Genomic DNA, 25866 nt, shown 5'->3' with positions numbered 1-25866 from the left:
GATGGAAGCGATCGAAGTCCGGCAATTACGCTTCGCCCATGGCGATCACGTGCTGTTCGACAACTGCAGCGTCACGCTGCGCGCCGGCCGGCTATACGGGTTGATCGGCCCGAACGGCGCGGGCAAGACCACATTCTTCAATTTGCTGCGGGGCGACGAGCGTCCCCAGGGGGGCGGGATCGAGTCGGGGATCGCGCCCCACAGGATCGGCATGCTGGTTCAGGACTATGCGGCTTTCTCGAAACTCAGAGTATCCGAAGCGTTCGATTTCATTGGACTGATCAACCGGGAAGCCGGCGCGCCAGGCTGGCACGCCCTGCTGGACAATCTGGCCGTCGACAACCGGGAACGGGCGGCGCGTCTGGCGCTCAAGCCCCTGTGGACGCTGAGCACCGGGGAGCGCCGCTGGCTGTATCTGGAATGGCTGCTGAAACTTCCCGGCCTGGATTGCCTGCTGCTTGACGAGCCGACCGCCGGCGTCGATCCGGAATACAGGCTGCTTATCGGTCAGCGTATCCGCGACGCGCTGACTGTGCAGCGGCTGATCGTGATCTCTTCGCATCTTCTGGATGAGTTGGGAGGACTTTGCGACGAAATCCTGCTGATCCGCGACCGGCGCATCGAAGGCTTTGCCGGGCTTGACGCCTTCGCCTGCGCCTTCAATGCCGCGAGCGCCGACGCCGCTTTTGTGTCGGCCATCCGAACTCCGGCCTCCTGACGCCCCCCGCCCGCGCCGCCCTCCTCGACGTTTTTCGATACGAACCGCCTCCCGTCTTGCCGTCCACCCATCATGTCACCCAATAAATAAAATAAAACTATTGCAAAAAAACATTCAATTGGATTTGGCAAACAAACAAGAGCATCATTCAGCCATCGACAACGGCACCACAACGCAAGGAGCGAAACATGTCCATCATCAACAGCCAAATCAAACCGTTCACCGCCGAAGCCTTCCATAACGGCGCGTTCATCAACGTCAGCGATGAAACCCTGCAAGGCAAGTGGTCGGTCGTCTTCTTCTACCCGGCCGACTTCACCTTCGTCTGCCCGACCGAACTGGGCGACCTGGCCGATCTGTACCCCGAATTCCAGAAGCTGGGTGTGGAGATCTACTCGGTATCCACCGATACCCACTTCACCCACAAGGCCTGGCACGACACGTCCGACACGATCAAGAAAATCCAGTACCCGATGCTGGGTGATCCGACGCACGCCATCTCCCGCAACTTCGGCGTGCTGATCGAAGAAGAAGGCCTGGCCGATCGCGGCACCTTCGTGATCGATCCCGAAGGCCGCATCCAGATCGTCGAAATCACCTCCGGCGGAGTCGGCCGCGACGCTTCCGAACTGCTGCGCAAGGTCAAGGCCGCGCAGTACGTCGCCAACCACCCGGGCGAAGTGTGCCCGGCCAAGTGGAAAGAAGGCGAAGCCACCCTCGCGCCGTCGCTCGACCTGATCGGCAAGATCTGAGTCCTACCCCGCCGGAGCCGGTCCCGCCGGTTCCGGCTTGATGCCCGGGCCTCGCCGGGCCCCTGGAAAAACCGCTTTTGCCAAGGCGGGTTTTCCAGGTACCCGAAACAGGAGAAGAACCATGCTGGATACCACCATCAAGACCCAACTCAAAAGCTACCTCGCCAACCTGCGACACACCATCGAGCTGATCGCCTCGCTCGGCGACGGCGCCAAGGACACCGAGGTGCGGGAATTGCTGACCGACCTCGCCGGGCTGTCCGACAAGGTGGTCGCGCGCTTTGACGGACAGGCTGCGCGCAAGCCGTCGTTCACGGTCGGACAGCCCGGCCGGCCGGATGCGCGCATCGCCTTCGCCGGCGTGCCGATGGGCCATGAATTCACTTCGCTCGTCCTGGCCCTGCTGCAGGTGGGCGGCCATCCGTCCAAGGCGTCCCGCGAGCTCATCGAACAGATCGCCGCCCTGCCCGGCGATCTGGTGTTCGAAACATATATCTCCTTGTCCTGCCAGAACTGTCCGGACGTGGTACAAGCGCTGAACCTGATGGCGGCCATCAATCCGTCCATCCGCCACACCATGGTCGACGGCGCGCTGTTCCAGGACGAGGTCGCCTCCCGCCAGATCATGTCGGTTCCGACCGTTTTCCTGAACGGCGAGCCATTCGGCCAGGGCCGGATGGGGCTGGAAGAGATCGTCGCGCGGCTCGATAGCGGCAGCGCGGAACGCGAAGCGGCCAAACTCGCCGACAAGGCCCCGTTCGACGTCCTCGTGGTTGGCGGCGGACCGGCCGGCGCGGCGGCGGCGATCTACGCCGCGCGCAAGGGCATCCGCACCGGCGTGGTGGCGGATCGCTTCGGCGGGCAGGTGCTCGACACCCTGGGCATTGAAAACTTCATTTCGGTCAAGGAAACCGAAGGACCGAAACTGGCCACCGCCCTGGAGCAGCACGTCAAGGATTACGATGTGGACATCATGAATCTGCAGCGCGCGACGCGCCTGATCCCGGCCGCCGACAGTGTCAGCGGATTCGTGGAGATCGGACTGGAAAGCGGCGTCGCGCTCAAAGCCAGGAGCGTGATCGTGGCCACCGGCGCGCGCTGGCGCGAAATGAATGTTCCGGGAGAACAGCAGTACCGCAACAAGGGCGTCGCCTACTGCCCGCATTGCGACGGTCCGCTCTTCAAGGGCAAGCGCGTGGCGGTGGTCGGCGGAGGCAATTCGGGCGTGGAAGCCGCGATCGACCTGGCGGGGCTCGCCTCGCATGTCACGCTGCTGGAGTTCGGCGACGCCATGCGCGCCGACGCCGTGCTGCAGGCCAAACTGAAAAGCCTGCCCAATGTCACCGTGATTCTGAACGCGCAAACCACCGAAGTGACGGGCGACGGCGCGAAAGTCGACGGGCTCGTGTACACCGACCGCACGAATGGCGAGACACGTAAACTGGCGCTGGAAGGGATCTTCGTACAGATCGGATTGCTGCCGAACACCGATTGGCTCAAGGGCAGTATCGAGCTGACCGGCCGTGGGGAAATCGTCACCGGCCGTCATCAGGACACCTCGGCTCCCGGCGTATTCGCCGCCGGCGATGTCACGGATGTGCCTTACAAACAGATCATCGTCGCCATGGGAGAAGGCGCGAAAGCCGCTCTGGGCGCATTCGATCACTTGATCCGGGAAAGCGCGCACGCCTAACGGCGAAGGGGAGCCCGGCTCCCCTTTTCGCCCTTGCCGCCAATCAACCAGCATAAATGCCAGTTGAATTAAGCGGAGAGTGATCTACACCGGTATGGCACGCGGGCAACCGAATCAGGCCCCGCACCCGACTGAGGCCCGGACAGGGCCATTACCGGAGGTAAGCGCATGGAAGCCTACATGGGTACGATCACGATCTTCGCCTTCAACTACGCCCCGCAGGACTGGGCGATGTGCCAGGGCCAAACCTACCAGGTATCGCAGTACCAGGCGTTGTTTTCTTTGCTGGGCACGCTCTATGGCGGCAATGGATCGCAAAATTTCATGCTGCCCAACCTGACGGCCCGCATGCCCATCGGTACCGGACCGGCGCAACCCGCGTTCAATCTTCCCGCCTATAATCCCGGTCAGAACGGAGGGCAGCAAAGCGCCTCGCTCTCCATCGCCAATCTGCCGGTCCATACGCATACCAGCTCCGCCATGCAGGTCGCCTTCCAGGCGGCGGGCACGCCCACTCCGACCACGCCGGCCAGCGCCCCCTCCGCCGCCAATCCTTACCTTGGCGCCTCGGGAGCCGGCACGGGACTGGCCACCATCTGGTCGACGGCCCTGAACAACCCGGTCGCGGTGAAGGGTCTGTCCGTTTCCGGCGCAACCGACGCGACAGGCGGAAATACCCCGGTGTCCGTGCTCAATCCGTTCCTGGCGCTCAATTTCTGTATCGCCATCAACGGGCTTTACCCGGTCCGTCCGTAACCGTCGCACGGGGGCAGAACCGCCATGCTATCCACCGTCTGCGCCGACGAGTTCACAAAACGACTCGGCCAAACCTGCCTTTTCGAGTGCTCGCAGGGCACCACCCTGCGTCTGACCATCCAGGCGGTCGAACTCAGACCGCTCGCGCGCCTGCCACGCAAGCCGGCCGGCCGCACCCCGTTCGTTGTCGCGCTGGTCAGCGAAGAACCGACAGTTCTCGCCGATGCCGTCGGGCGGCTTTCTTTCACGGCGCCGGACAAGCCGGGACCGGCACTGGAGCAGGTCTGGATCGGCCGCGTCATCCCGGCGGGCCGGGATCCGGCCTTCGCCTATTTCCAATTGCCGTTCAACTGATGCCCGGCAGCCCCTCCGGGGGCGCCGGATACCACACCAGCTTGTCGGCGACCGGCCCGCTTTCCTCGGGAACGAACCCCATGGCCCGATACAGCCTCTTCGCGGGGAGATTGTCATGCCAGGCCACGACCGCCAGTGGCGTGCAAACCTGTCTTGCCGCCTGCTGCAGGCCGGCCAGGACATCCCTGGCGTACCCCTTGCCGCGCGCCTCGGGGAGCAGCCCGAGAAAAAGCAGGCGAACCTCATTGTGGCCGAAATCCACCATCACGGCGCCGATCCCGGCCCCGGTCTTTTCCACGATAAAATGCATCGCATCCGGCGAGTGCTCGCCCGCGCCCTGCCGCATCGCGTTCCACTGCTGATCCTGAACCATACGGACAAAATCGGGCTCCGCGTCGATCAACAGAAGATCCGGTCTGGCCGCGCGGTAAACCTGCGCGATGAAAGGCTCGTCACTTTGCCTTGCCGGGCGCAACGTCACGCTGCGCGCCAACGAAGAGGTTTGCATAAACGCCGCCATATTCCCCTCCCGAAGTGGTGAAATGCTGATCGATCCGCCAGGCCATCACAGCCCCGCCTCGCGTCTGAGCGCCACGAAAAACCGCCGCGCGGCATCGCCAAGAAGACTGTGCCGCTCGCCATCGATACGCGCGAGGCCCGCCATTTCCCTGACCGGCGCCACCTCCGTGTCGCACGACTCCAGGCGCACCCGGAACGTGGCCGCGAGCGGAACCAGTCCATGCTGGCGCTGTTCGACAGGGATGGGACCACCGTAGACCGACGCCAGAACCGGTTGGTCAAGCACGGCAAGATTCAGACGGTCGACCGCGCCAAGACGGCAAGAGATTCCCCAGTGCTCGCCGCCGTCGGCGACAAAGCGCACCGGATCGCCGGTCTTGAGCCCGCCGACTCCCGCCTCGTCAACGAACGCCTCGCCCTTCGCGCCATGCGGCCCCACCACATCCAGCAGATGTTCGCCCTCCGTGACCATCGTGCCCGGCAGCAGAGCATCGCCGGCATCGGTCACCCTCCCGGCGAACGGAGCGGTCAACAGTAAACGGTCCTGCTGCTGCCGCAGACCGTTGACCTCCTCCTGCGCGGCCATCCACTGTTTCCGCAGGGCCGGTCCTTGCACCTGCAAGTCGGCATTGAACGGTTGCCGGGACACCTGCCACGCGGCCTCGCGTTCGCGCGCCTCGGCCCGCGCCAGGCGTAGCGACAGCTCCGGCGACTCGAGCCTGGCGAGCCGATCGCCGGCCCGCACCGCTTGCCCGGCCTTCACAAACACGTCCGCCACCACGGCGCCGACCGGCGCGTACATGCCCTGGGATTGCCGCGCGCCGATCACCGCGGGACTGGCGACTTCACCCTGCCAGGGAACGGCGATCCAGAGCAGGAACGACACAACGATCACCGCGCTGCGCTTTGTCGGCCGGCACCAGCGAAGCTCATGCCGGCGCCGCCACCAGACGCGAAGTTCGCCGGTCACGGGGCGCACGATGAACCAGCCCAGCTCGACAACCAGCAAAAGCAGCCCGAGCGCCTTGAAAAACATGTGATAAACCAGAAACGCGATCGACAGGAAAACCACCAGCCGGTATAGCCAGGTGGCCCAGGCGAACAGCACGAGCAGCCGTTCGCGCCCGGGCGGCAGCGGTTCCGGCACCGGATCGTCCAGCCCGAGCGCCCATCGGCGCAAGCGCCACAACGCCAGGGCAAAAGCACGGGAATGCAGATTGGGCAGGCCAAGATAGTCCGACAACAGAAAATAGCCGTCGAACCGCATGAACGGACTGGCATTCACCGCCAGCGTGGCCAGCCAGGTGGTCGAGGCCAGAAGGAACACCCCCGCCCGCAACGGGCCATCCGGCAAAAAACACCACAGCACCGTCGCCCAGACGGCCAGCGTCAGCTCGGCCAGCATGCCGGCGGCGCCGATCAACAGCCGCTGGCGCCGGGACGGTAATTTCCAGGCATCGTTGGTATCGGTGTAAAGAACCGGCACCATCACCAGGAACGCGACCCCCATCGCCGGCACGCGGCAGCCAAAGCGCTTCGCGGTCAGGGCATGCCCCAATTCGTGCAGCACCTTGGCCACGCTCAGCGACAGCCCGATCCCGATGGCCGCCCCCGCCCCGCCGTATCCGGAAAAAGTGTGCGTGAACTCGTCCCAGCGGCGCGACACCATGGCCAGCGCGAACGCGAGAACGCCGCCCATGATCCACCAGAAGCGTGGCTCGAACAGCCAGGCGCACCAGGGCAGCAGACGGTTGAGCACCGTCTCGGGCCGCACCAGGGGAATCCGGAAAAAAAGATAATTCTTCAGCAGCCACATCATGCGGCTTGGCCGGGCCGCCTGCCGCGCGCGCCACAAACCGCGGCTGCGCTCCTCGGTTCCGGCGTCCAGAAGCTGATGACGCGCCAGAAATGACACCACCGCGTCGATGTCGTCCCCGTCCAGGTTCAGAGTGGTCTCCGAGCGGATCGATTCGAGCACTTTGCCGGGCGTGGCCAGATGCCAGCGGCGGAGGATCTCGAAGCTCGCCCAGCCCAACTGGTAAAAGCGGTTCGAACACGGATCGTGCAAGGTCCAGCTTGGCGATCCGTCCGCTTCCGCCGGACCGGGATGCAGCGTGAGTTCCTGCCGGATTCCGGGCAATACGCGTTCGGTCATCGTCACCATCCCAACCATTGACGGGCGGCCGTCAGCGGGCGGCGCAGCGCGTAATAACACAGCGGCACCCAGCTGCCGTATACGCGCGCCGTGCCCATTTGACCGAGTCTTGGCCGCTCGCCGGGCGCGAACGCCGCCTGCAGCCGGTAGGCCAGCAATCCTCCCTCGACGGCTTCGGCCTTGTAGGCCACGCGCGTGACCCTGGCATCGTAGGACTCGGTGGGCGAGGCATTGGGATACAGGGTGACGCCGGCGCCGGGAGCGACATCGATCGCCTCGGCCGCCGGCAGCCAGACCGCGAGCTCCACCTTCGCCGGATCGGCGAGGGTCATGACTTTTTCGCCGACCGCGACCGCTTTGCCCTGCCAGTCATTCTTATCGGAAAACACCACCACGCCGCCGGATGGCGCCGTCACGTGCAAGCGCTGCAGCTCGCGCGCGGCATACTCGGCCTCGATGCTCTTTTCTTCGAGTCGCGCGCGATCCTGCTCCATGGCAAGCTTGCCCTTGTCATCGGTCACCGCCAGTTGCGCACTGGCCCGGAAACGCTCCTGGGCGGCATCGCGCTCCTGGCTCGCCATCGCCAGCTGGCCGGAGAGGACCGTCGCATCCAGATCGAACAGGGGGCTGCCTTTGGCCACACGCTGATTGGGCTCGACATTGATGCGGTCGATCACGCCGGCGATCGGTGCGCGTACCAACTGCGGTGTTTGCGGCACGACCTCGGCTCGCGCCAGCACGCTCAGCCGGATCGGCAGGAAGGCGATGATCAGCGCGGCCAAAAGCAGCCGCCGCTGCTTCGGACCGGGAGCGAACCAGCGGCGCGCGGTTTCGCGCCAGTCCCGGCGCGATCCGAAAAACGACAGCGCATGCCCGTAACCGTGGGCCAGTTCCGTCGCGAGCCTGATTTCGTAGTCGGACCATGCGTCATCGCGCGCGAACAGCAGGGCGCCTTGCGCGCCAAGGCGCAGCCACAGAGCCTCGGCGGGCAAGAAGGACGGCCATTCCCCCGCCAGCCGCTCCGGAAGATCGGCGGCGCGCAGCACGCGGCAGTCCGCGTCGCCTGCCTCGTGCTCCATGTGCCTGAATACCTGGCCCAGCCACTGGACATAGGGAACGGTAGGATCGATCTCCGACAACCCCGACAGAGCGCCGACATGACGGTGCATACCCTCCCGCCACATCGCCGCCTGCCGGTAAGGCAACAGTTGCCGGCTTTCATTGACCGCGATGAATCCCAGTTCCGCGGCATCGCCCGCCTCGCGGGCGCGGCGCATGAGCGCGATCAGACCGGCCAGTTCCCGACTTGTATCGGACATGCCCATCCCTTACTTGAAGCTGGCCCAGCCGCTCATGCCGGGCAACAGGTTCGCGGCCGGGCCGTCGATGACCCCGATGGCCAGAATGGACTGGCTGACCGGATCGATCTGCGCGCCAAGCCGCTCGATTTTCGCCGGAAAACTCGTGCCCAGCTCGTCCACCGCCACCGTGAAGCGGCTGCCGGGTTTCAGGTGGGCGATCCATTTGGAAGGGACAAGCATGCGAAGCTGCAAGGCCCCGGTATCGACGATATCGAGAATCGGATTTCCCGGGCTGACGTATTGATGGACAGCGGCGATGCGGCGAGCCACCCGCCCGTTGAACGGCGCGCCGATCGCGCACTTGCCGACAATGGTCTGCATATAGCTCGCATCGGCCGCGGCTTCCTTGGCCTTGCCCTGAGCCTGGGCCACTTCGAGCGCGCCGATCGAATTGAGCTTGGCCAATTGGCTGTTGACCCTGGCGAGCTGATTGGCGGCCTCAAGCGACGCCTGGGCTTTGCGCCATTGCGCCCGGTAACTGCCGCAATCGAACTCGACGAGTGCCTGGCCCCGTTTGAAACTGCCCCCCTCTTCGACCGGCAGCGCGGCGATCTTGGCGGCGATCTCGCCGGACAGAGTCACCGCGTTGCGCGCCATCAATTGCACCCGGATCCGTCCGTCCTGTGCGTTGAGCGGAGCCGTTCCGGCCGGCTTTGCCGCCGGTTGCGCGCCAGCGCAGGCCGACGCGAAAATCGCCAGTGCGCATCCACCGGCGAACCAATTCGATTTCATACCTTCCCTCCGGATAAATTCTTCTCATTCTGTGCCGACGAGCAGGAAAGCGACGAGCCTGACCGGCTGACATGCGCCCACGGGCATCATCCCCTTGCCCCCGGTCGTCGTCGGTCTTATGCGTGTCAATACCATTAATGTATCTTTATATCATAGTTTTGTTGTTTTCATTTCTTGCGTTGAACCTCCGCACGACGCCGCGAAACTTGCATTCTCTTAAGGCCCAACGATAATGACATGACGGTAAATAGTCGGCAGTCATCCCGGACTCGCGCGAGCCCGGTTCCTGCACAGGTCTCTCATCGGGGAATTCATGCCAACTCCCACCATCCTGATGGTCGACGACAGCGAAACCAACCGCAAGCTCACCGGGAAACTCATTGCCCGCCTGGGCTACCGGTGCACCTTCGCCGTCAATGGCGTTGATGCGCTGGCCGCTTGCGAAACCGAGCGTCCCGACCTGATCCTCATGGATGTTTCGATGCCGGAAATGGACGGACTGGAAGCCACCGCCAAACTGCGCTCCCTGTTCGGAGAGGACTGGATACCGATCATTTTCCTGACAAGTCACAACGAGTTGTCGAGCATCATCGCGGGGCTTGCCGCCGGAGGCGACGACTATCTGAGCAAGCCGGTGCACTTCGACCTGCTCTGCGCCAAGATCAAGGTCTTTTTGCGCATCGCCGACATGAAGCGCCAGATCGGCCGGGATGCCGCGCGCCTCGAGAAATACTATGAAGACAATGAGGCCGAGCAGGCGCTGGCGCTGGAGCTGCTGCAGCGGCTCAGCCAGCGCTCCAGCATCGCGCTGCCGCACATCTGGCATCGGCTCAGTCCCGCGGAAAACTTCAGCGGCGATCTCATCTGCCGCGCGGCCACGCCATCCGGCGCCGAGCATTTCATGCTGGCCGACTGCACCGGTCACGGCCTGACCGCCGCGATCAGCGCCCTGCCCGCCATAGACGGTTTTCATGAACTGGTGCAGCAGTACCTGTCGACCAGCCTGCTGGCCAGCGGCATCAACAAAAAACTGAACACCTTGCTGCCCACCGGCCGGTTTGTCGCGGCGGCGCTGGTCTCGATCGATTACACCGCGCGCACCCTGTCGGTTTGGAACGGCGGCATACCCTGCGTGCTGCTGTTCTCTGCCAACGGCGAAGTGCGCGAAGAATTGCCGTCGTTTCACCCGCCGCTGGGCATTCTGAGCGAAGACACCTTCGACCCGACCGTTAAAACCTTCGGCTGGAGCGAGGGCGATGTCCTGATCATGAGTTCCGACGGAATCACCGAAGCGAGCAATGACACGGCCGCGATGTTTGGCGTGGGCGGGATCAAGGCGGCCGTGCGCAAAGGATGGCCGGACAAGGTGGGGCCGAGCATTCTGGACGCCCTGACCGAGCATCTGCACGGCGCGGTGCTTCAGGACGACGTGTCGCTGCTGATGGTGCGCTGCCAGACCAGCGCTTACGGAACGGGGTAGCGTGCGCCGGGATCGTGGCGCCGCCGCGGCGACTCCGCTAAGATGCCCCGTCAGTGTCCGACTCCATCAAAATCCGATGTCATCGCCTCCTATCCATCGCAACGGTATTTCCCAGCGTACCGCCGTGCGCGCCGAACAGGCCGACTTCCTCGCGCTGCTGATCGACGAATTGCTTGACGCGGCGCGGCGGCACGACACGGCTCCCGACGAGTTGCCCGAACACAGGCGTTTTGTCGAAGGGGCCCGAGCCTGCGGATTCGTCTGCCGCGACGTCGCCACCTACGGCAAACATCTCGATCCCTATCTTGAGCGTCCCGAGCTGCTTGGCCAAGCCTCATTCCACGAAGTCCGACGCTTCGTCCAAGCCCTGGCGGTGAGCCCCCAACGCCTGGACCGCGACGGCGGTTCTCCGATCGCCGCGGCGATCGGCAACGGCGCGCTGCACTGCGTCGCAAGACGGCTGCGCGAAGAGCGGCGCTGGCGGGAGTGTTGAGCGCCGCTCAGACCTCCAGCGTCAGCATCGACAGGGCCAGCGCGATCAGCACCGTGCCGCTGACCGCCCGCAGCAGCACGGCCAGCTTGCGCGCCCGTTCCGACTCGCCCATGCGATGGCGCGTCAGCCATGCCATGGTGGCGTAGCCCATCAAAGCCATGAACGAACATGTCATGAAGCCTCCGACCAGCCAGAGCGACTGAAGAAACAATGGCGCCCTGGCATTGAGAAATTGCGGAAGCAGCGCGCCCAGAAACAGGATGGCCTTGGGATTGGTCAGGGCGAGCAGCATGCCTTCGCGATAGAAGCGGCCGGAAGCCCCTCGACGGCGCGGCGCGCTGGCCGCGGGGGTTCCCTTGCGGACCGCCGACCACTGCCTCGCCCCCAGCAGTACCAGATACCCTGCCCCGATCAGCTTGACGACCCAGAACACCGGCGGAAACTCGCGCAGTACGAGACTCGCCCCCGCCAGACTCAATAGCGCCAGCACCAGCAGACCGCTGATGTTGCCCAGCGACGAACGCAGCGCCGCGGAAACACCGTGCGTGGAGCCATTATGCAAGGCCAGCATCACAGCGGGGCCGGGGCTGAGCACGGCCACCACCGCGATGGAAAGGAATTTCCAGTAAGGAACGCTCAGCATGGCCGGCGACCAGGAAACCAGGGAGTCCATTGTGTTTCGCTCTCGAAATACCGATATGACGAAAGCAGGTTATTCCTATTCATTCATCCAATCCAATATATAATTCAGCATCGATCAAGATGAAAAAACTCTTTATGGATCCGCGGCGCCTGCGATATTTTCTGACGGTGGCAGAGGAACTCAACTTCACCCGGGCGGCGGAGCGCCTGCACATCGCCCAGCCGCCATTGAGCCAGCAAATCCGTGCGCTGGAAGACGAACTGGGCGCGATGCTCTTCGAGCGCACCAGCCGCCGGGTCGGCCTCACCGACGCGGGAGAACGTCTGCGCGAACTGGCCGGCCCCTGGCTTGCCGAAGCCTCGCGCATCGCCGCGGAAGTCCGGCAGACGGCGCTGGGCGAACAGGGCGCGCTGACGATCGGCCTTGCCGGCACCGTCCCGCTCAATCCGCGTTTTCAGGCACTGGTGCGGGCGCACGCCGCGCGCTGCCCGCGCGTCACGCTGACGATGCTGGACATGCACACCACCGAACAGCTGCAAAGCCTCGCGGATGGACGCATCGACGTTGCCTTCCTGCGCTCCGCCACCGTGCCCGTCCAGCCGGGTATCGCGATCGAACGCTGGCACACCGACCCCCTGTGGCTGGTGGTGCCCGCGGCGCACCCCTGGGCCACGCGCGCGAGTCTCGCCCTGGCGGAATGCCGGAGCGAACGGTTCGTCAGTTTTCCTGCCAGCGCGGGAACGGGGGTGCGCGATGCCCTGGCGCAGTTATGCGCCGGGCGGGGGTTTTTACCGAATATCGTTCAGGAAGCCACCGATGCCATGACGCAGATCGGACTTGTCGCCGCCGGACTCGGACTGGCGGTGCTGCCCGCGCCCTGGGAGCACCTGAATCTGCCCGGCGTCAGGTATCTTCGGCTGTCGGACCCCGATGCCCGGGTGCATATCTGCCTCGCGACCCGGGAAGAAGGAAGAGACGCCAGGGTCGGGCAATTTCTGCACACCGCGCGTCACTTGCCCGACGGAGAAGAGCGCGCGGCCGCGGGGGAAGGATCGATGAACCGGCAATCGCCTTCCCTGCCCCGGCACTCGTAATACAGGACGCCGAACGGTCCCTGCCTTTGCGACCAGGCGCCGGGATTGGCCAGCGCCACGACCGGATTGGCGTCGGGACGGAAACGCAGATCCACGATGCCCCGATCCAGCTCGTAAGTGCATTTGCCCAGCGATCCCCTGGAGGTCTCGCTGCCGTGCTCGGGATAAAACACGGCTTCCATGAAGCGCCGAACCTTCCCCTCGGAACGCGCATCGGCAACACCGATCCATTCGCCCGCGCCGCTGGCCGTGGCCGCCTTGTAGACGGACCGGGAAACGACAATACTCCGGATTGACGGGCACGACTCATGGCTACCGGCCATCGCCCCCTCAGCCAGAACGCTCCACACGACCATCGGCAACACCATTCTCCGCAATATTCGCATACCTCACTCCTTCGCAAGGAATTGGAGAGGGGTAGAACTCGCCGGCGCAGGAAGGTTGCGCCGGCAACAACCCAACGGGACGGGAAATGTGCTGTTTTGCCGCATCGATTTTTCTCACGGGACGCCGCCTTGCCGGCCGCGCGCACCCGGCGTGAATAGTTGTCGGCCCCGGGAGTGAAATCCGGAGTATAGTGCTGGGGGTCTTACTTCTTTATGCACTTTGTCATGCTAATCCTTGTCGATCAAGACGGCGTACTGGCCGATTTCGAACGCGGGTTTTACGACACATGGCGAGCGGGCGGCCACGATTTCCCGGGCATCGAACCCGCTGCGCGGCGCTGTTTTTATGTCCGCGACGACTACCCGCGAGAGTACCGGGAAAAGGTCGACGCCATATGCGCCGCCAAGGGATTCTACCTGGACCTTCCCCCCGTCGAAGGTGCCGTGGCGGCCATGCGCGCCATGCTGGAAATGGGCCTGGATGTGCGGATCTGCACCTCACCATTGCAACGCTACCGGCACTGCGTGCCGGAAAAGTACGAATGGGTGGAGCGCCATCTGGGAACCGAATTCGTGTCGCGCCTGATTCTGACCCGCGACAAAACCCTGGTGCATGGCGATATTCTGGTGGACGACAAACCCGAAATCACCGGGGTGCGCACGCCGGACTGGTGGCACGTGGTATTCGACCAGCCGTACAACCGGCACATCGGCGGTGCGCGCGCCACTTGGGCCGACTGGCAAAGCGTGCTGCTGCGCCTGTAACCGGACTCCCCGCATGTGCATCAACTTTCTGACCCCGGATCCGCGGCGGCTCGCCGAGCATTTCGATGTGGACACGGAAACCTTCGACTGGCCCGCCGAGGTCTGGCAGGACGGTCTGGCCCCGATCATCGTCGGCTCCCGCGGGGGCGCGCGCGTGATCCTGGCGAGCTTCGGCCTGATCCCGCGCCGGCACCTTCCCGCCAAGTCGGCCTGGACGACGATGAATGCCCGCTCGGAAACCCTCGATGCGCGGCCGGCCTACCGCGCCCACTGGCTTGCCGGCCGTCGCTGTCTTGTGCCCATGCAAGGCTTTTACGAGCCGTGCTACGAATCGGGCAAGGCCGTGCGCTGGCGAGTCGGCAGGGCCGACGGCGCCCTGTTCGCCGCGGCGGGAGTGTGGCGGCCCTGGAAGGAAGACAACGGCGCCGTCAGTCATGCCTTCACACTGATCACGGTCAATGCCGACCATCACCCGCTGTTGAACCGGCTGCACCGCCCGGGCGACGAGAAGCGCAGCCTGGCCATCATCGGCGACGCGGATCGGGGCGCCTGGCTGGGCGACGGCCCGCCGGCAGAGGTCAAACGATTATGGTTCCTGCCGCCGGCAGACCAGCTCGTCACCGGCCCCGCGCCGGCCCGCGTCGAGCCGCCGGGGCCGCGACAAGGCGATCTGTTCGACTGAAGTTCATGCAAGCGGTGCCACGCGGTTAACCATCTCCGAACGAAAAATCCCTTAAAATACCTATCACAACCCCGCCCAGTCACGGGCCCACCACGAGCATCCCTCCATGTCCCGACAAAACGTGTACGACGACCCCCGTTTTTTCGCGGGTTACCAGACCCTGCGCCAAAAGGGCGCCGGATTGAACGAGTGTCTCGAGCAGCCGGTCCTGCGCCGGCTCATGCCGGACTCGCTCGCCAACCTCTCCATCCTCGACATGGGGTGCGGCAGCGGCGATTTCGCCCGCGCGGCGAGGGCCGAAGGGGCCGCCCGCGTCATCGGCATCGACCTGTCGGGCAACATGCTGGCCGAAGCGCGGGCCCGGACCGACGACCCGGCCATCGACTACCGGGAGATGGCCATCGAGGATCTGGGTCAACTGGACGAATGCTTCGACCTGGCCGTGTCGTCCCTGGCCCTGCACTATGTCGACGACTATGCGTCGGTGCTCGACGCCCTCGCGAGGAAACTGAACGAAGGCGGGCATCTGGTGTTTTCCGTGGAGCACCCGATCTGCACCGCCGTGGCGCGCCAGCGCTGGCACTTTGACGAGGACGGGCAGGCCACGCACTGGCCTGTCGACAATTATCGCGACGAAAGCTCGCGCGACACCCACTGGTTCATCGACGGGGTGGTGAAATACCACCGTTCGCTCGAAACCTATGTCAACGGGCTTCTGGAACACGGTTTTCGTCTGACCCGGCTGGAAGAAGCCGTGCCGACCCTGGAGCAGGTGCGCGCGACCCCCGCGCTGTGGCCGCATCGCAGACGGCCGCCGTTCCTGTTCATCAGCGCGGTCAGGGAGACCGGACAATGAACGCCACCGCCCTAGCCGCCGCCCATGAACTCATGGCATGCCGACGCCTCGCGGTACCCCTGCCGCGGCTGGCCGAATCGTGCCGCCCGGCCGACATCGAATCGGCGCTGGCCATCCAGCGCGCGCTGATCGAACTGGACGGCCGGCCGCCTGAAGGGTGGAAATGCGGACTGCCCGCAGAGGGACGCCTTGTCGCGGCGCCCATCCTTGCCGGCACGGTCGGCCGCGACGCGCGGTACGCGCTACCGCGAAAGAACGCGCGGGTACGCATCGAACCGGAAGTCGCTTTTCTTCTCGGACACGACCTTCCGCCACGACAGGATCCGTACTCCCGCGAAGAAGTCGAAAGGGCTGTCGCATCGAGCCGCTTCGCTCTGGAAATTGTCGGCGGGCGCTACGCTTCGGCGCAGGATCTGCCATTCGCCGAACTGCTCGCCGACCAGTTGTTCAACGACGGACTGGTCATCGGGCCGCCGATCGACATCGAACAGGCGCGGCGCACCGCCGAGCTGGCATGGGAAGCCGACGGAAACGTCGTGCGGCGCGCGGCCCGACATCCCGACGGGAACCCGTGGTCGCCGCTTTACTGGCTCGTCGAGTTCCTGCGCCGGCGCGGCGAAGGTCTGGCGGCCGGACAAGCCGTCATCACCGGTTCCTGGGCCGGCGTGCTGGACGTTCCGGCCGATACGCGCCTTCGCATCGGAATGGGCGGCGGCATGCCTCTGGACATCCAGTTCGACACCCCGGCGGACTGATCAGCCCGCCGCCACCGCTGAAACGGGCTTTTCCGCGACACGGGCGAGCCATTGCCGGTAGGCATGGCTCTGGCCGGCGGGATTGAGCCCGCCGCCAGCGTCCCACAGATCGCGCCTGGCGCACAGATGCCACACCAGCGGTCCGAGGCGCGCCATCACCGAACGCGATGCGCGCGCTTCCTCGAGCAGCGCCATGGCGCGCTCCGCGTCGCCGGCCGACGGCGGCACACGGCAATCCGCGAGCAATCCGAGCCCGGCGAAAAAGTGCATGGCCGGCACATCGGCCCAGGGCCAGCGCGGAATCAGCTCCAGCGCGGCGTCGACCACCGCCCGCCCATCGCGCGCGGCCTCTCCGCCCGCCTGCCCCGCCGAGACCAGCGCCAGCATGAACATGCCGGAGAGAAGGCCCAGGTAGGCATCCATGGCATCGGTGGGGGGACGCGCGTAAAACCCGTCGTGCGGCGCCGCGCGCTGGCCGCCCAGGCGGCGCAGCAACTTCTCTTCCAGCTGCAGCACCCCTTTGCCGGGGCGCGCGTGCTCGAGCGTCACGCTCTCGCAGGCGAACGACTTGCGGTTTAACCGGTCCCACAAGGAGAGAGTGACAACCCAGCCATCCGCGGTCTGTTCGATCGAACCGGTCACAAACGTGGGCACATTCCCCGGCAGGCTGTCGCACAGCGCCAGGCCGTCGGGCTCGGAGGACGGCACCATCGGTCCGCTGCCCTTGATCAGGGGGAACTGGCCGCGCGTGGCGTAATCCGTCCAGAAATGCACCGACTCGGCAAGGTAGAGCACAATGGAGCGACTCAAGCGGGCGGTTTCATCGTCCCGCGCGATGCGCGCCCCGCCCGCCTGGGCCAGATTGAAAAAGGCCATGACCGGCGCGTGGACCGGCTTGGGCTGCAGCAGCCAATCGGGCCGCGCGAGGCCGAGTCCCCACACCGGTTCGGTCAGCACCACGGAATCGGCATTGGCGACCTGCCGCACCGGCGCATTCTCGCCCGGCTCGGGCGCGGCGACCGCCGGCGGCAAGGCCGGAGCCGCCTGCGCCGGCACCGCCTTCGCTGCCTGAGCGGCAGGCGCGGCCACCTGCGCAGCGGAAGTCGTTCCCTGAAGGGCGGCGAATTCCCGGCCCAGCTCGGCCAGCGGACTCTCCGACGCAATGGGCTCCTGCGCCTCGCGCCGCGCCAGCAGGGCGGCGCCATCGCGCCAACGTTTCGTTTTGCGCGCCGCGCGGAGCAGTTGCGCCAGCATCTCGTCAGAGTGGCGCTCCGGGCGGTAACGGCTCAGGAATTTGCCGAGCACGACCTCGTCCTGGCCTTTTTCCGCCAGAAGCGACACGACCTGCGCCTCGGTTTGCGCCGTCACCGCCTTGTCGGCGAGCAAACGGTCCAGACGCGCCAGAGCCGCCCGGGGTTGTTCGTCGGCAAAATCCCGGCAGGCGAGCTCCAGCACCGCGCGACCGGCTCCGGGCAGTGTCGCCGCCCGCTCAAGGGCATGAAGATACGCCTCCGGACCACGATCCTTTTCCCGGGCGAGCCAGGCGTCCAGCCGGTCATCCTGGGGCGAGAGCTGGAGAGCCTGCCACAGCGTTTCCTGCGCCTGTCCGACATCCTTGCGGGCCAGCTGGACGCCGGCGAGGATGTCCAGCAGGGCCGGATGCTCACCGATTTTCGCCATGCCTTCGCGCAAGACGGACTCGGCGCCGGGCAGATCGCCCTGCGCCGTCAGGACTCGGGCACGCACACCGTGAGCGCGCTCGGGATTTTCGTCAATTTCGACCAGGCGGGCCGAGGCCTCCGACAATTCGCTTTCGTACCCTTCCTCGAGTGCTTCGAGAATCAGCGAACAGAGCGACTCGGCATCGTTGCGGTAGCGTTCGAGATTGGCGCGCACCACCTGGTCGCGCCATTCACTGCGCGCCAGGGCAAGCTCCCTGCCATAGGTATCGGATACGGTGGTGCGGCTGGCGTCCTCGGGGACGGGAGCGGGCTCGGGCAAGGGGTGAAGCAGGGACGGATCGGTCAGGGGGGGCGGCGGCTCGGGCACCGGGGCCGGGGCCAGGGGCAGCTGCACCATCGGCACGGCGGGTTTGGCCGCCGGATCGCGCGGCGGAAGGGGCTCGGCGGCATCGCGCTTGGGCGCGGCGGCGAACGGCAGGGAGTCACCCATCAGGCGGGCCAGCAGACGTTTGAACATCAGGCATCCTCAACGAATCCGAATGTCTATTTTCATTCAAACCGGATAAAAAAGAAAACCCTCTGTCATCATTCATTCACCGGCGGCGGGAATCGAACCCGCCGCCCCGGTCGGATTGCCGGTCAGACAAACACCGCCACGCACTGGCTGGCCAGCAACAGCGGGGTTCCGTCCGCACGCCAGATGCGGGTGGATTGCCGCGAATAACCGCCACGGACCCGTTCCGCGCGGCTTTCGAGCAAGCACCATTCCAGGCCGCCCGCAAAAAGTTCTCCGGCAAAATCGACGGTCCAGGTCATGGTACTCACCGGCGCGAAGGCATTGAACATCGCCATGGCCGTCGGCGGCGCGGCATCGGCCAGGGCAAGACATGCGGCGGGTGTGGCGGCGACCGGGTCATCGCGGTGACGAATCCAGAACATATAGTGCGGCTCGGCCGAACCGGACACCGGGGCATGGCCGCCGGCCTGGCGGAAATCGAAATGCCGCATGAACGCCGGCACCGGCCCGCCGGCAAGAATGGGGGAACACACTTCCGGCCCGGGCACAGCGGGAGGAGCGAGGTTTTCATAGGCGAGCGCCGATTCCCGCTCCGCCGCGAAGCACAGCAGGGCACGCGTGGCGAGCCCCTCTTCCCCGAACAGATCCACCCCGGCGAACACCGACGACTTGCCCTGGCGCAGCACGCGCGTCTCGATGCGCAACCCGCCGCTCGCGGGGCCGGCGAACGCGAACTGCGCGCTGCGCAGCGGCGGCAAACCGCCGAAGGCCCGGCCGGCCGCTTCCACGCACAAGGCGGCGGACAGTCCGCCATATGTGGTGCGGCCCTGCAGCCAGTCGCCCGGCACGTGCGCGGCAAACCCGTCCGCCACCGCATCCAGCGTCATTACCGAAGAAAAAGGCGTCATGCGCACCCCCCGCAAAAATACCAATGGTATAGCCCGTCGCCCTCAGAATCAATCGCGCGCCACTGTCGCACAAAGGTCACACCCGTTCCGGCCCGTTGACAACGCGAGCCCTGCGCCCTATCACTATCGGACTCTCCCTCTCCCGGATCCGCCCCATGCACCCAGACTCACACGACGCGAACGTCGAGGCCCGGTTCGGCCAGCGCGCGCATGCCTACCTTGCCAGCGCCGTCCACGCCGCGGGCCGGGATCTTGACCGGATGATGGAACTGATCGGTGCCCGCCCCGGCGAACTGGCGCTCGACCTTGGCTGCGGCGGGGGTCATGCGGCATTCCGGCTCGCGCCGCTGGCCGCGCATGTCATCGCCTGCGACCTGTCGGCGGACATGCTCGGCGTCGCGACCCGGGAAGCCGCCCGGCGCGGCCTCGGCAATCTGACGGCCTGCCGGGCTCGCGCGGAAACACTGCCGTTCGCCGACCACTGTTTCGACGTGGCGGTGTCCCGCTTCAGCGCTCACCACTGGCGCGACTTCGCGGCGGGGCTCGCGGAAGTGCGCCGCGTCCTCAAACCGGGAGGACTCGCCGTGTTCATGGACGTGGTGTCGCCAGGACCCGCCCTGCCGGACACCTGGCTGCAAACCCTGGAACTGCTGCGCGACCCGTCCCATGTGCGCGACCACTCGCTCGACGAGTGGCGAGAATCCCTGGGCCGGGCGGGGTTCGAGCCAGCCCCCGCCGACACCTTCCGGTTACGCCTGGAATTCGACGACTGGACCGGACGGATGGGTGTGCCCGCCGACCGGGCGCTCGCCATCCGGAGTTTGCAGAAGCAGGCCTGCGCCGAAGTGGCCGATCACTTCGCCTTCGGCGAAGATGGCAGTTTCACCGTGGACACCATGCTGATCGCCGCTCGCTGAGTCCCGGACCGGCCGGCCAGACGCTCGGCCAGGGCCGCATCGTCCAGATGACCGAGAAACGCGAGCAGCGCCGCGGACGGATGACGGCGGCTCGGATAGACGGCGTAATACTCGTTATCGGCGGGCGCGTGGTCCGCCAGCACTTCGACGAGCCGCCCCTGAGCGAGCGCCTGCGCGCACAAAAACCGTGGCGCCATGACAATACCTCCGCCGGTCTCGGCGCGGCGCACAAGGTAGCTCAGGCTGTTGCTGCGCTCCGCCGCGACCGGCACGACGGAACGCCGCGCCTCGCCCTCGCCCAGCGGCCACTCGCTGGCCGACGCGTGCATGAGACACGCGTGGTGTTCCAGATCGTCGGGATGTTCCGGCACGCCGTGTTCCGCGAGGTAAGCCGGAGACGCCGCCAGCGCTCGTCCGACCCGCCCGATCCGGCGGGAGATGAACGACGAATCGTCCAGCCGGCCGGTGCGCAAGGCGATATCGATGCGCTCGGCGACGAGGTCGAGATGGCGATCGGTGATAACCGTTTCGACCCGAACCTCGGGATAACGGCGCCCGAACCCGTCCAGGATATCCGGAAGCAAGGCGATGCCGGAGGCTTCGGGCGCGGTGATCCGCAATGTACCCGAGGGCGAAAGGCGTCGCCGCGATACGGCCGCCTCGGCGGCGCGCGCGGCATCGCGCAGGGTCCGGCAGTGCGGCAGAAGCGCCGCCCCGGCATCGGTCAGCGACACGCGCCGTGTGGTCCTGTGCAGCAACCGGACCCCAAGTTGCCCTTCGAGCAGTGCGATCTGCTGGCTGACCGTCGATTTGGGCACTCCCAGATGACGGGCGGCGGCGCTGAAACTACCGCAGTCGGCCACCTCGGCGAACAGGACCATGGCATCGAGTCGTTGCATCATTGTTCCAGTTTACGGACAGTCTTGCCAAATTATAGGGACTTATCACAAAAAGCGAGGCGCTCTAGACTGGTTTTCGACAACCGGCGCCCCGCCGGCCGGAAACAGGAGATCCCCCATGAAAGCCGTTCTCGCCCTCAGGGCGCTGCCCAGCCAACACCCCGAATCCCTCGTCGACGCCGAGATTCCCGAGCCCGTGCCGTCGGGTCGGGACCTGCGCGTCGCCGTGCGCGCCATTTCGGTCAACCCCGTCGACACCAAGATCCGCGCCGGCCTCGCGCCCGACTCCACGCCGCGCTTGCTGGGCTGGGATGCCGCCGGCGTGGTCGAAGCGGTCGGACCGGAGGCTACCCTGTTCCGCCCCGGCGACCGGGTCTGGTACGCCGGCGACCTGACCCGCCCGGGCAGCTATGCGGAAAAACAACTCGTCGACGAACGAATCGTCGGCGCCATGCCAAATTCGCTGGAATTCGCCCACGCCGCCGCCTTGCCGCTGACCGCCATCACCGCCTGGGAATTGCTGTTCGATCGCCTGGCCCTGACTCGCGGCGCCCATGAGGGAGAAAGCCTGCTGGTGGTGGGCGCCGCCGGAGGCGTCGGATCCATTTTGCTGCAGATGGCCCGCCGTCTGACCGGACTTCGCGTGATCGGCACCGCCTCCCGTCCGGAAACGCGCGAATGGGCATTGAAGATGGGCGCGCATCACGTCATCGACCATGCCCACCCCATGGCCGGACAACTGACGGACATCGGTCTTGGCGAAGTCGACCATGTCATCAGCCTGACGCATACCGACAGCCACCTGGATCAACTGGTCGGTCTGCTGAGGCCGCAAGGCAAGCTCGCGCTGATCGACGACCCTGTCCGCCTCGACGCGACGAAGCTCAAGCGCAAGAGCCAGTCATTGCACTGGGAGTTCATGTTCACCCGGCCGATGTTTCGCACCGGCGACATGACCGCGCAGCACACGCTGCTGTGCGAAGTGGCCCGGCTCGTCGATGAGGGCGTGCTCGCCAGCACCGCGACGCGCCACGCCGGGCCGGTGACGGCGGCCAATCTGCGCGCCGTCCACGCGGAACTCGAAAGCGGCCGGACACGGGGCAAGATCGTGCTGGAGGGATTCGCCTGAAAAAGCGGCTCACCCGCCGAGATAACGCGCCTCCAGATGCGTCCGGAAGTGGGTCGGATCCAGGCTCCCTCCGGTCGCCCTGCGCACAAGCTCGTCGGTTGTCCAGCGGCACCCCTGACTCCAGACCGCCTTGTCCAGCCAGTCGAACACCACGGAGAGATCGCCATCGGCGATGCGCCGGTCCAGATCCGGGTGCTCGCGGCGCATCGCGGCGAAGAACTGTGCCGCGTACATCGCGCCCAGCGTGTAGCTCGGAAAATAGCCGAAGTCGCCGCTGGGCCAGTGGATGTCCTGCATGCAGCCGTCGGCATGATTGCCCCGCGTGTCCAGCCCCAGGTAGGCGGCCATCTTGTCATCCCAGAGCGCGGGGATGTCGTCCACTTCGATGGCGCCATCGATCAGCGCGCTCTCGATCTCGAAGCGCAGAATGACGTGCGCCGGGTAGCACAACTCATCCGCGTCGACACGGATGAAGCCCGGCTCAACGCGGGTGAGCAGAGCCGCGAGCTGCTCCCCGGACAATTCCGGCCGCTCGCCCAGGTGGCGCCGCGCCAGCGGCGCCAGCAACCCGACGAAAGCGGGATGGCGCGCCAGCTGCATTTCGAACGCCAGGCTCTGGCTTTCATGAATGCCCATCGAACGGGCGCGGCCCACAGGCTGCCCGAGCCAGCCGCGCGGCAGGCGCTGCTCATAGCGGGCATGCCCCGTCTCGTGAATGATGCCCATCAGGCTCTGCACGAAATCGTCCTCCCGGTAGCGCGTCGTGATACGCACATCCTCCGGCACGCCCCCGCAGAACGGATGCTCGCTGACATCAAGACGCCCCGCGGAAAAATCGAAGCCCAGGAGCGCCATCGCCTCGCGGCACAGGGCGCGCTGCGCCTCGACCGGAAACGGTCCGGCCGGCTTGAGCCAGGTTTCGCCGGCCTGCTTGTCGCGCACCGCGGCGATCAGCCCGGGCAACCAGGTCTTGATATCGCTGAACAGCGTCTCGAGGCGTTCGGTCGTCATGCCCGGTTCGAACTTGTCCATCAGCGCCTGGTAAGGCGCGATGCCGCGCCCTTCGGCCAGCCGGCGCCCCTCCTCCCGGGCCAGCCGCACCACCTCGCGCAAGTTCTCGCGCAGCCCCGGCCAGTCGTTGGCCGGGCGCTGGCTGCGCCAGGCATGCTCGCAACGGGCCCGCGCCAGTGTCTGCGCCTTGACGAGGTCGGCCGGCAACAGGTTGGTCCGTTCCCATTCGCGCCGCATTTCGCGCAGATTGGCGCGCGCCATGTCGTCAAGATCCTCGTCTTCGGCGGCGGAAAGCCGCCTGCCGAACTCCGCGTCCGTCATCATGGCGTGGATCAGCCCGCCCAGCTCAGCGAGCGCGCCGGCGCGCGCTTCATTGCCGCCCGGCGGCATCATGGTCGCCTGATCCCAGCAGGCGATCTCCTTCAGATGAAAGAGCCGGTGCAGGCGGTCGAATGTTCGGGTCAGCGTATCGTAGACCGGGGTGGATGGCATGGTTTCGTCGCTTTCATTCACGGTGGGGAATCATTGGTCAGGGTTAACCCGTCGGTTCGGGCCGGCATTGCTTGACACAGTATTTGATTTTGTACAATATCAAAATGCAATGCGCAAGTCATTAGTCAATGCCATGATAATACAGACGCCATCATGCTCCACCCCGACTCCGGCGTCCGATCAACCGTCCGTTAACGAAGGAATCACCATGAGCGATTCGACAACGATTCACGGCCACTGTCTGTGCAAGGCCGTCTCGGTTTCCGCCACGCCCGCCACGCTGCATGCCGGCGCCTGCCATTGCGGCACGTGCCGGGCCTGGGGAGGCGGCCCTTTGCTGAGTTTCGACGCCGGCACAACGGCGCGCTTCGAAGGGAAGGAACACATCGCCGCCTACGACTCTTCCGCATGGGCCGAACGCGGCTTTTGCAAGTCCTGCGGCACCCACCTGTTTTACCGCGTCAAGGAAACCGGTCAATGCTACGTGCCCACCGGCCTGTTTCCCGACGCGCGCTTCGTTTTCGATCACCAGATCTACATCGACAAGAAACCGGACTGGTACGCCTTCGCCGGCGAGATGAAGACGATGACGGAAGCCGAAGTCATGCAGATGTACGCTCCGCCGGCCTGATCGCCGCCGCCACGCGCCGGATCAGACCCCGATCAGGCGCGTGCGGATCATGTCCCACATTCCGCTCGCGCGGGCGGCCCCGCCCTGCAGGTTGGCCTGCACGATCATCCCCTCCAGGAGCACCATCAGGCATGCGGCAAGCTCCCGCTCCTCGGCATGGCCGATGGCCGCGAGCTCGGTCCGGATCGTGTCTTCGATCCAGCGCTTATGACGCACCGCGACCTGACGGATAGCGCAGGTCCGGTCGGGAAACTCGTCGCACGCCTTGATGAACAGACAACCGTAAAAATCCGGCTCGGCGAACCAGGCCGCATGCCAGGCGAACAGGGCCTCGAGCCGTTCGAGCGGGGTTCCGAAACACGCCAGGGCCGCGCGGATCGACTCGCGCATCTGGGCATCCCGCCGTTCCAGCACCGATTCGATCAAGGCATCCTTGGTCGGAAAATATTTGTAGAGCGTCATTTTCGAGACACCCGCCTCCTCCTTGATCCGGTCGACCCCCACGGCGTGATAGCCGTAGCGGGCGAACAGGGGCTGGGCCTTCTCGAGAATCGCTTCGCGTTTTGCTGTCATTGCGCTGACCTTGCATCGTGGTACGTCATTGTAACAAGCCGCTTGCCAAACGCCTGCCCCTCCAGTATTGTACAGACCGGTCTGTACAATACTGGAGAACACCGGACATGATTTTTTCCTCTCTTCATGCGCGGCTGCGCGGCAATCACCCCCTGCCCGCGCGTCCCGCGCCAAAGCAGATACTCGCGGGGCTGGCGGGCGGAACGCTGGCGATCGGCGCACTGGCTCAGTTGGCGGACTGGCAGCAAGCGCCGTGGCTGATGGCGCCGTTCGGCGCCAGCTGTGTGCTGCTGTTCGCCGTACCCGATTCGCCGCTGGCCCAGCCACGCAGCGTGATCGGCGGCCACCTGCTGGCGAGCCTCGTGGGACTGATCGTGCTCAAAACACTGGGTGCCGGCCCCTGGACCATGGCACTGGCCGTGGGACTGGCCATCGCGCTGATGCAGGCGAGCCGGACTCTGCATGCGCCGGCCGGCGCCGACCCGCTGGTGGTGCTGATGAGCGGCAAGACCGGCTGGGGATTTCTCCTGCTGCCGGTCCTGACCGGCTCATTGCTTCTGGTCGCGGTCGCTCTGCTGGTCAACAATTGCGGACGCGCTTCGCGCTGGCCGCGCTACTGGTGACGCGCGAGTTCCGGGCCGCATGCCGGACAAGCCCGGCGAACCGGCGCTGGCGGAACAGACACCACGCGACCCCCCAGATCCGCGGTGTCAGTCATCCGGCATCGATGTCGACCCGACCGGCATAGCGGCAGCCGCCGGCATCGCGCGCGACGATCAGCCGGTGGTCCCAACGCGAAATCAGTCCGCTCGAACCGTTATCGCGCAAGACGAACCCGTCAGCGTTTTCGCTACCTGACAGGCGCCCGGCACATGCGCTGGCATGCGGCCCCGGAATCCGAGCAGCGGATGGC

27 protein-coding genes are annotated in these 25866 nt (G+C 65.7%); 16 read left to right on the top strand and 11 right to left on the bottom strand.

Annotation, left to right across the window (positions count from 1 at the left end; genetic code table 11):
* Position 1: 1 nt before the first annotated feature.
* The 5 genes from JNO50_RS07685 (at position 2) to JNO50_RS07665 (ending at position 4273) form a co-directional block, all read left to right on the top strand.
* Complete coding sequence (locus JNO50_RS07685; RefSeq protein WP_189535893.1) at positions 2-718, top strand: ATP-binding cassette domain-containing protein; 717 nt, start codon at positions 2-4, stop codon at positions 716-718.
* Positions 719-906: 188 nt separating this feature from the next.
* Positions 907-1470 (top strand): alkyl hydroperoxide reductase subunit C, encoded by a 564-nt coding sequence (ahpC, locus tag JNO50_RS07680; RefSeq protein WP_189535895.1) that lies wholly within the window; start codon positions 907-909, stop codon positions 1468-1470.
* 121 nt (positions 1471-1591) lie between these two features.
* Positions 1592-3163, top strand: a complete 1572-nt coding sequence (gene ahpF / locus JNO50_RS07675) for an alkyl hydroperoxide reductase subunit F (RefSeq protein WP_189535896.1) — start codon at positions 1592-1594, stop codon at positions 3161-3163.
* A gap of 168 nt (positions 3164-3331) precedes the next feature.
* A complete protein-coding gene (locus tag JNO50_RS07670) occupies positions 3332-3919 on the top strand; it encodes a phage tail protein (RefSeq protein ID WP_189535898.1) in 588 nt (195 codons plus the stop codon).
* A 24-nt stretch (positions 3920-3943) separates the two neighbouring features.
* The gene (locus JNO50_RS07665) at positions 3944-4273 is read left to right on the top strand and encodes a hypothetical protein (protein ID WP_189535900.1); all 330 of its coding nucleotides are present in this window, start codon (positions 3944-3946) and stop codon (positions 4271-4273) included.
* Here the strand turns inward: JNO50_RS07665 and JNO50_RS07660 are convergent.
* From JNO50_RS07660 to JNO50_RS07645, 4 genes are read right to left on the bottom strand one after another with little or no spacing between them, the layout of a single operon-like run.
* Complete coding sequence (locus JNO50_RS07660) at positions 4266-4781, bottom strand: GNAT family N-acetyltransferase (RefSeq protein WP_229804846.1); 516 nt, start codon at positions 4779-4781, stop codon at positions 4266-4268. The genes JNO50_RS07665 and JNO50_RS07660 overlap by 8 nt on opposite strands.
* 57 nt (positions 4782-4838) lie before the next feature.
* The gene (locus tag JNO50_RS07655) at positions 4839-6947 is read right to left on the bottom strand and encodes a site-2 protease family protein (RefSeq protein ID WP_229804848.1); all 2109 of its coding nucleotides are present in this window, start codon (positions 6945-6947) and stop codon (positions 4839-4841) included.
* 2 nt (positions 6948-6949) lie between these two features.
* Positions 6950-8266, bottom strand: coding sequence for an efflux RND transporter periplasmic adaptor subunit (locus JNO50_RS07650; RefSeq protein ID WP_229804850.1), 1317 nt, complete (start codon positions 8264-8266; stop codon positions 6950-6952).
* A 9-nt stretch (positions 8267-8275) separates the two neighbouring features.
* Positions 8276-9040 carry an efflux RND transporter periplasmic adaptor subunit gene (locus JNO50_RS07645; RefSeq protein ID WP_189535904.1) on the bottom strand — a complete coding sequence of 255 codons (765 nt, stop codon included), beginning with the start codon at positions 9038-9040 and terminating at the stop codon, positions 8276-8278.
* Between the two features lie 313 nt (positions 9041-9353).
* Here JNO50_RS07645 and JNO50_RS07640 point away from each other — a divergent pair, with 313 nt between their 5' ends.
* Together JNO50_RS07640 and JNO50_RS07635 are read left to right on the top strand one after the other, a co-directional pair.
* Positions 9354-10520: a PP2C family protein-serine/threonine phosphatase gene (locus JNO50_RS07640; protein WP_189535906.1), complete on the top strand. Its 1167-nt coding sequence runs from the start codon at positions 9354-9356 to the stop codon at positions 10518-10520.
* Positions 10521-10596: 76 nt separating this feature from the next.
* On the top strand, positions 10597-11013 hold the full coding sequence (locus tag JNO50_RS07635) for a hypothetical protein (RefSeq protein ID WP_189535908.1): 417 nt from the start codon (positions 10597-10599) through the stop codon (positions 11011-11013).
* Between the two features lie 7 nt (positions 11014-11020).
* Here the strand turns inward: JNO50_RS07635 and JNO50_RS07630 are convergent, their stop codons facing one another.
* A complete protein-coding gene (locus JNO50_RS07630) occupies positions 11021-11686 on the bottom strand; it encodes a LysE family translocator (protein ID WP_189535910.1) in 666 nt (221 codons plus the stop codon).
* 89 nt (positions 11687-11775) lie between these two features.
* Between JNO50_RS07630 and JNO50_RS07625 the strand changes: the two genes are divergently transcribed.
* Positions 11776-12750 (top strand): LysR substrate-binding domain-containing protein, encoded by a 975-nt coding sequence (locus JNO50_RS07625; RefSeq protein WP_189535911.1) that lies wholly within the window; start codon positions 11776-11778, stop codon positions 12748-12750.
* Here JNO50_RS07625 and JNO50_RS07620 read toward each other — a convergent pair.
* Positions 12666-13136 carry a DUF3757 domain-containing protein gene (locus tag JNO50_RS07620; RefSeq protein ID WP_189535914.1) on the bottom strand — a complete coding sequence of 157 codons (471 nt, stop codon included), beginning with the start codon at positions 13134-13136 and terminating at the stop codon, positions 12666-12668. The genes JNO50_RS07625 and JNO50_RS07620 overlap by 85 nt on opposite strands.
* Positions 13137-13361: 225 nt before the next feature.
* Here JNO50_RS07620 and JNO50_RS07615 point away from each other — a divergent pair, with 225 nt between their 5' ends.
* The 4 genes from JNO50_RS07615 (at position 13362) to JNO50_RS07600 (ending at position 16194) form a co-directional block, all read left to right on the top strand.
* Complete coding sequence (locus JNO50_RS07615) at positions 13362-13901, top strand: 5' nucleotidase, NT5C type (RefSeq protein ID WP_189535915.1); 540 nt, start codon at positions 13362-13364, stop codon at positions 13899-13901.
* 13 nt (positions 13902-13914) lie between these two features.
* Complete coding sequence (locus JNO50_RS07610) at positions 13915-14583, top strand: SOS response-associated peptidase (RefSeq protein WP_189535917.1); 669 nt, start codon at positions 13915-13917, stop codon at positions 14581-14583.
* Positions 14584-14689: 106 nt separating this feature from the next.
* A complete protein-coding gene (locus tag JNO50_RS07605) occupies positions 14690-15439 on the top strand; it encodes a class I SAM-dependent methyltransferase (RefSeq protein ID WP_189535919.1) in 750 nt (249 codons plus the stop codon).
* A complete protein-coding gene (locus JNO50_RS07600; RefSeq protein ID WP_189535922.1) occupies positions 15436-16194 on the top strand; it encodes a fumarylacetoacetate hydrolase family protein in 759 nt (252 codons plus the stop codon). The genes JNO50_RS07605 and JNO50_RS07600 overlap by 4 nt, the downstream gene beginning before the upstream one ends.
* On the opposite strand, the gene JNO50_RS07595 is transcribed toward JNO50_RS07600, so the two are convergent.
* Both JNO50_RS07595 and JNO50_RS07590 read right to left on the bottom strand, forming a co-directional pair.
* A complete protein-coding gene (locus JNO50_RS07595; protein ID WP_189535924.1) occupies positions 16195-18393 on the bottom strand; it encodes a tetratricopeptide repeat protein in 2199 nt (732 codons plus the stop codon). It abuts the gene before it with no gap.
* Positions 18394-18515: 122 nt separating this feature from the next.
* Complete coding sequence (locus JNO50_RS07590) at positions 18516-19301, bottom strand: thioesterase family protein (RefSeq protein ID WP_189535926.1); 786 nt, start codon at positions 19299-19301, stop codon at positions 18516-18518.
* 155 nt (positions 19302-19456) lie between these two features.
* Between JNO50_RS07590 and JNO50_RS07585 the strand changes: the two genes are divergently transcribed.
* Positions 19457-20218, top strand: a complete 762-nt coding sequence (locus tag JNO50_RS07585; protein ID WP_189535928.1) for a class I SAM-dependent methyltransferase — start codon at positions 19457-19459, stop codon at positions 20216-20218.
* Here JNO50_RS07585 and JNO50_RS07580 read toward each other — a convergent pair.
* Positions 20155-21120, bottom strand: coding sequence for a LysR family transcriptional regulator (locus tag JNO50_RS07580; protein ID WP_215796522.1), 966 nt, complete (start codon positions 21118-21120; stop codon positions 20155-20157). The two genes, JNO50_RS07585 and JNO50_RS07580, sit on opposite strands and share 64 nt — an antisense overlap.
* 115 nt (positions 21121-21235) lie before the next feature.
* On the opposite strand from JNO50_RS07580, the gene JNO50_RS07575 reads away from it, so the two are divergent.
* Entirely contained in the window at positions 21236-22246 is a 1011-nt protein-coding gene (locus JNO50_RS07575; protein ID WP_189535929.1) for a zinc-binding alcohol dehydrogenase family protein, read from the top strand.
* 9 nt (positions 22247-22255) lie between these two features.
* Here JNO50_RS07575 and JNO50_RS07570 read toward each other — a convergent pair whose 3' ends face one another.
* Positions 22256-23770, bottom strand: coding sequence for a carboxypeptidase M32 (locus JNO50_RS07570; protein WP_229804853.1), 1515 nt, complete (start codon positions 23768-23770; stop codon positions 22256-22258).
* Between the two features lie 187 nt (positions 23771-23957).
* Between JNO50_RS07570 and JNO50_RS07565 the strand changes: the two genes are divergently transcribed.
* The gene (locus JNO50_RS07565) at positions 23958-24380 is read left to right on the top strand and encodes a GFA family protein (protein ID WP_189535931.1); all 423 of its coding nucleotides are present in this window, start codon (positions 23958-23960) and stop codon (positions 24378-24380) included.
* A gap of 21 nt (positions 24381-24401) precedes the next feature.
* Here JNO50_RS07565 and JNO50_RS07560 read toward each other — a convergent pair whose 3' ends face one another.
* The gene (locus JNO50_RS07560; RefSeq protein WP_189535933.1) at positions 24402-24953 is read right to left on the bottom strand and encodes a TetR/AcrR family transcriptional regulator; all 552 of its coding nucleotides are present in this window, start codon (positions 24951-24953) and stop codon (positions 24402-24404) included.
* Positions 24954-25060: 107 nt separating this feature from the next.
* On the opposite strand from JNO50_RS07560, the gene JNO50_RS07555 reads away from it, so the two are divergent.
* Complete coding sequence (locus tag JNO50_RS07555; protein ID WP_189535935.1) at positions 25061-25576, top strand: HPP family protein; 516 nt, start codon at positions 25061-25063, stop codon at positions 25574-25576.
* Positions 25577-25866 lie beyond the last annotated feature (290 nt).

This window comes from Paludibacterium paludis (assembly GCF_018802605.1).
Classification (GTDB): Bacteria; Pseudomonadota; Gammaproteobacteria; order Burkholderiales; family Chromobacteriaceae; genus Paludibacterium; species Paludibacterium paludis.
This window is presented reverse-complemented; position numbering and strand designations above follow the sequence as displayed.

Coding starts and splice junctions, on each gene's coding strand:
- JNO50_RS07630 (WP_189535910.1), bottom strand. CDS start 11,686: ATGGACTCCCTGGTTTCCTGGTCGCCGGCCATGCTGAGCGTTCCTTAC.
- JNO50_RS07660 (WP_229804846.1), bottom strand. CDS start 4,781: ATGCAAACCTCTTCGTTGGCGCGCAGCGTGACGTTGCGCCCGGCAAGG.
- JNO50_RS07560 (WP_189535933.1), bottom strand. CDS start 24,953: ATGACAGCAAAACGCGAAGCGATTCTCGAGAAGGCCCAGCCCCTGTTC.
- JNO50_RS07575 (WP_189535929.1), top strand. CDS start 21,236: ATGAAAGCCGTTCTCGCCCTCAGGGCGCTGCCCAGCCAACACCCCGAA.
- JNO50_RS07650 (WP_229804850.1), bottom strand. CDS start 8,266: ATGTCCGATACAAGTCGGGAACTGGCCGGTCTGATCGCGCTCATGCGC.
- JNO50_RS07590 (WP_189535926.1), bottom strand. CDS start 19,301: ATGACGCCTTTTTCTTCGGTAATGACGCTGGATGCGGTGGCGGACGGG.
- JNO50_RS07610 (WP_189535917.1), top strand. CDS start 13,915: ATGTGCATCAACTTTCTGACCCCGGATCCGCGGCGGCTCGCCGAGCAT.
- JNO50_RS07635 (WP_189535908.1), top strand. CDS start 10,597: ATGTCATCGCCTCCTATCCATCGCAACGGTATTTCCCAGCGTACCGCC.
- JNO50_RS07670 (WP_189535898.1), top strand. CDS start 3,332: ATGGAAGCCTACATGGGTACGATCACGATCTTCGCCTTCAACTACGCC.
- JNO50_RS07685 (WP_189535893.1), top strand. CDS start 2: ATGGAAGCGATCGAAGTCCGGCAATTACGCTTCGCCCATGGCGATCAC.
- JNO50_RS07565 (WP_189535931.1), top strand. CDS start 23,958: ATGAGCGATTCGACAACGATTCACGGCCACTGTCTGTGCAAGGCCGTC.
- ahpC (WP_189535895.1), top strand. CDS start 907: ATGTCCATCATCAACAGCCAAATCAAACCGTTCACCGCCGAAGCCTTC.
- JNO50_RS07585 (WP_189535928.1), top strand. CDS start 19,457: ATGCACCCAGACTCACACGACGCGAACGTCGAGGCCCGGTTCGGCCAG.
- JNO50_RS07615 (WP_189535915.1), top strand. CDS start 13,362: ATGCTAATCCTTGTCGATCAAGACGGCGTACTGGCCGATTTCGAACGC.
- JNO50_RS07620 (WP_189535914.1), bottom strand. CDS start 13,136: ATGCGAATATTGCGGAGAATGGTGTTGCCGATGGTCGTGTGGAGCGTT.
- JNO50_RS07645 (WP_189535904.1), bottom strand. CDS start 9,040: ATGAAATCGAATTGGTTCGCCGGTGGATGCGCACTGGCGATTTTCGCG.
- JNO50_RS07600 (WP_189535922.1), top strand. CDS start 15,436: ATGAACGCCACCGCCCTAGCCGCCGCCCATGAACTCATGGCATGCCGA.
- JNO50_RS07640 (WP_189535906.1), top strand. CDS start 9,354: ATGCCAACTCCCACCATCCTGATGGTCGACGACAGCGAAACCAACCGC.
- JNO50_RS07555 (WP_189535935.1), top strand. CDS start 25,061: ATGATTTTTTCCTCTCTTCATGCGCGGCTGCGCGGCAATCACCCCCTG.
- JNO50_RS07580 (WP_215796522.1), bottom strand. CDS start 21,120: ATGATGCAACGACTCGATGCCATGGTCCTGTTCGCCGAGGTGGCCGAC.
- ahpF (WP_189535896.1), top strand. CDS start 1,592: ATGCTGGATACCACCATCAAGACCCAACTCAAAAGCTACCTCGCCAAC.
- JNO50_RS07655 (WP_229804848.1), bottom strand. CDS start 6,947: ATGACCGAACGCGTATTGCCCGGAATCCGGCAGGAACTCACGCTGCAT.
- JNO50_RS07595 (WP_189535924.1), bottom strand. CDS start 18,393: ATGTTCAAACGTCTGCTGGCCCGCCTGATGGGTGACTCCCTGCCGTTC.
- JNO50_RS07605 (WP_189535919.1), top strand. CDS start 14,690: ATGTCCCGACAAAACGTGTACGACGACCCCCGTTTTTTCGCGGGTTAC.
- JNO50_RS07625 (WP_189535911.1), top strand. CDS start 11,776: ATGAAAAAACTCTTTATGGATCCGCGGCGCCTGCGATATTTTCTGACG.
- JNO50_RS07665 (WP_189535900.1), top strand. CDS start 3,944: ATGCTATCCACCGTCTGCGCCGACGAGTTCACAAAACGACTCGGCCAA.